General features: G+C 64.1%; 3 protein-coding genes and 1 pseudogene. All 4 read right to left on the bottom strand.

Annotated features, from left to right (window positions below):
• On the bottom strand, positions 1–705 hold a 705-nt coding region (locus tag EN781_RS28415; protein ID WP_145965675.1), incomplete at its 3' end, for an Hsp70 family protein.
• A gap of 165 nt (positions 706–870) precedes the next feature.
• Positions 871–1,662 carry a TIGR02186 family protein gene (locus EN781_RS28410; protein WP_126056616.1) on the bottom strand — a complete coding sequence of 264 codons (792 nt, stop codon included), beginning with the start codon at positions 1,660–1,662 and terminating at the stop codon, positions 871–873.
• A complete protein-coding gene (locus EN781_RS28405; RefSeq protein WP_126056615.1) occupies positions 1,662–2,585 on the bottom strand; it encodes a sulfite exporter TauE/SafE family protein in 924 nt (307 codons plus the stop codon). The genes EN781_RS28410 and EN781_RS28405 overlap by 1 nt, the downstream gene beginning before the upstream one ends.
• 192 nt (positions 2,586–2,777) lie before the next feature.
• Positions 2,778–3,597, bottom strand: a pseudogene (locus EN781_RS28400) (SEL1-like repeat protein); the annotation flags it as partial.
• Positions 3,598–3,703 lie beyond the last annotated feature (106 nt).

Below are 3,703 nucleotides of genomic sequence, written 5' to 3'. Positions count from 1 at the left end.
GAGTTCGGGCATTATGTGGGCGATGCTGAGCAGCCGGTCGAAGTCGGTGCCGCCGATATGGATGCCGCGGTTGGCCAGGATGTCGCCCTTGCGATCGTTCGAGCGGGCGCGCTCGGGCGAGACCCGCACCACCGAGAAGTCGGACGTGCCGCCGCCCATGTCGACGATCAGCGCCAGTTCCTCCCGGGTAACCTTCTGCTCGTAGTCGAGCGCCGCCGCGATCGGCTCGAACTGGAAGGCGATGTGCTTGAACCCCTGGGCGCGCGCCGCCTTTTCAAGCTCACTTTCCGCCCTCGCATCGGCCTCGGCGTCATCGTCGACGAATTGTACGGGCCGACCGAGCACGATGGTCTCGACCGGAGCGCGCGCGTCCTCTTCGAGGCGCTTCTTCAGATGGGCGATGAAGAAACCGATGATGTCGGTGAAGCCGATCAGGCGCGCCTTGATGCGGGTCTTCTCGTGAGCGAGCGAGCTGCCGAGCACGCTCTTCAGCGAGCGCATCAGCCGCCCCTCGATGCTGTCGGTGTAGTCGCTGATAGCACGGCGGCCGAAATAGGTATGGCCGTCCTCGAAGTTGAAGAAGACGGCGCTTGGCAATGTAGGTTGTTCACCTTCCAGCGCTACTAGTCGCGCCTGCCCGTTCCGGATCACGCCCACGGTGGAATTGGACGTGCCGAAATCGATGCCGCCGAATGCTGATTGCATAGCAGCCTCCTGTCATTGGTTCGTCGCAGCGGATCGCCGGCGCCGGCAAGGAGCGGACGTCCGGATGGCCGGACCGTTCTGCTGAATTGAATGTGCGTGTTTGCCTTGGGAGGCGGCGGTTTATCGCATCATCGAAAAAAGGGAAAGCCTCTTTTCCCGGGGAGATCAATCCTTGCGGAAGACCAGCCGCCCCAGCCAGCCGGTCAGCATGGCGAGCGATACCGCGAAGACGCCGTAGAGAAAGGAATAGTCGTGCGCGACGCGGAAGATCGACTGCTCGAAACCGGATTTGCGGATTTCGAGCTGGGCCGAGCTTTCCTTGATGAACATGCCGCTCTTGAACAGGAAGGCGCGCGCCTTGTGGGTGCCGACCGGAACGTCGGGCGCCAGTCTCACCGTGGCGCGGAACAGGTTCTGCGACAGGAACTGCACGCCGCCGACATTTTCGCTGTAGAGCCCGGTCGCCTTCTTGCGATCTCGCAGCGCGGCGGTGAACTCCTCGATCGTCGCCGGGCTGTCGGTCTCGTCGGCGGGCTTCATGTAGAGGTTGGCCGAGCCGAGCGACAGCTGCTTGTAGCTGTTCGGTTCGGTTATGTCCTGCAGCGGCCGCGTCGTGGCCACCGAATAGGACACCGGCACATTCTCGAACGTCTCCGACTCCAGATTGATCCAGACGCCGAGCACCCGGTCCTTGCGCCGCACCACCACCGGTCGCGGCGGGCCCTCGAGCACGACGATGACGTCGTAGCGCCCCTGGCGCGCAACCAGCGGATCGGGGTTTTCCAGCGACCCGAAGATGGTGAGGTCGGCGCCGGAAAACCCGGCGGTGATCGAGACGGCGTCGGTCGACAGGCCGATCTGGATTCCTTCGACCGGCGGAGTCTGCGCCGCCGTCGGCGACGCGGCCGCGACGAGCAGAAGCAAAGCGCCGGCCGCGAACCCCTTCCACCCCGCCATCAGTTCAGGCCCGCTGCGGAAAGCGAATAGAGATTGGGCGGGGTGACGAAGAGATCGATCGCCAGGCGGATGGCGACGGCCAGAACCAGCAGCGCCAGCAATGCCCTGAGCTGCTCGCCGCGCAGCTTCTGGCCGGCCTTGGCGCCATATTGCGCGCCGGCGACACCGCCCGCCATCAACAGGAAGGCGAGCATCACATCGACCGTCTGGTTGGTGGTGGCGTGCACCAGCGTGGTGTAGGCCGAGGTGAAGATGATCTGGAACAGCGAGGTGCCGATGACGACGTTGGTCGGCACTTTCAGGAGATAGATCAGCGCCGGCACCATGATGAAGCCGCCGCCGACACCCATGATCGACGACAGGAAGCCGATGCCGGCGCCGAGCCCGAGCACCGGGATGACGCTGACGAACAGCTTCGAGGCGCGGAAGCGCATCTTCAACGGCAGCCGATGGATCCAGTTGTGCTGGCCGGATTTCTTCAGCACGGGTGCGGCGCCGCTGCGGGTGGCGCGCAGCGCATTGACGCTCTCGACCAGCATCAGCCCGCCGACGGTGCCGAGCAGCGCGACGTAGAGCAGCGAAATGAAGAGATCCAACTGGCCGAGCCGGCGCAGCACGGCAAACACATAGACACCGCCGGTCGAGCCGACGATGCCGCCCGCGAGCAGCACGCCGCCGAGCTTGAAGTCGAGCGTGCCGCGCTTCATGTGCGACAGCGCGCCGGAAAAGGAAGAGGCGATGACCTGGTTGGCGCCGGTGGCGACCGCGATGGCCGGCGGAATGTTGTAGAAGATCAGCAGCGGCGTGATGAGGAAGCCGCCGCCTACCCCGAACATGCCCGACAGGAAACCAACCGCCGCCCCCATGGCCAGCAGCACGAAGACGTTGACGGAAATTTCCGCGATCGGGAGATAGATGCCCACCCGTCAGTCTCGATCAGTTTGCCTGTCGGCGATGCAGCCGCAGCGTGCAGTCTCGCACCGAAAAGCCAATTTTTTCTTGCGCCGACGCGGCGGCGGGGACCAAACCCCGCCGCCGCGTCGAAACAAAAAACATCTCAATCAGTTAACAGGCAAATGTGTGGCAAGGACATCGCGGAAGCGACGCCTCTGCCGTTATTTGCGCGCCAGCAGCGCCTTGACCAGTTGTTCATCGACCTCGCCGGTCGGTTTCATCTTGTTGTCGGTCTGGAAGGCAATGATCGCGGTCTTGGTCTTGTCGCCCATCACACCGTCGGCGCCGCCGGCTTCATAGCCGTTCTTGTTGAGGATCAGCTGGATGTTCTTGACCGCCTTCTTCATGTCGATGCTGGCGGTCGTCTGCGGCGTCCCCTCCTGCCAGGATTCGGGGATGTCGACGGAGTTGGCTGCCTGTTCGATCGGCTTTGCCTTCCACAGCTCGGTAGCGGCGCGCGCCCGCTCCAGCTGCTCCGGACGCAACGCATTGGCGATCTCGTCGCGCTTGGACGCAGCGTCCTTGTCGCCGGTCTTGGCGACGAGCGCGAACCATTTGTAGGATTCCTCCAGGTTCTGCTTCATGCCGACGCCCTTGGCCGCCAGGATGCCGAGATTGAACTGGCTGTCCTTGACGCCGCGGTCGGCCGCGGCCTGGAACCAGTGTGCCGCCGACTCATTGTCGGTCACGCCGTCCGCCGCCATGGCGAACAGCACGGCGAGATTGTGCATGGCGCTGGCGTTGCCCTGCTCGGCGGCGAGCTGGTAGTAGGTCTTGGCCTTCTTGATGTCGCGGGCGACGCCGATCCCCTTCTCGTAGAAATTGCCGATGCGGTATTCGGCCGGCGCGAGGCCGAGCTCGGCGGCCTTCTCGTACCACTTGGCCGCCGCCTTCATGTCCTCCTTGACGCCGCGCGATTCTGCATAGCGCGAGCCGACCTCGAACAGCGCCTTGGCGTCACCGCCGGCCGAATACCGCATCGGCAATTTCTACGAGAAGGGGATCGGCGTCGCCCGCGACATCAAGAAGGCCAAGACCTACTACCAGCTCGCCGCCGAGCAGGGCAACGCCAGCGCCATGCACAATC

The organism is Mesorhizobium sp. M4A.F.Ca.ET.090.04.2.1 (assembly GCF_003999085.1).
GTDB lineage: Bacteria > Pseudomonadota > Alphaproteobacteria > Rhizobiales > Rhizobiaceae > Mesorhizobium.
The sequence above is the reverse complement of the archived record's forward strand: the minus strand, read 5'-3'. Positions and strand labels throughout refer to the sequence as shown.

Bases quoted from the DNA above. Each gene is read 5' to 3' on its own strand.
- EN781_RS28410 (WP_126056616.1), bottom strand. From the start codon at position 1,662: ATGGCGGGGTGGAAGGGGTTCGCGGCCGGCGCTTTGCTTCTGCTCGTC.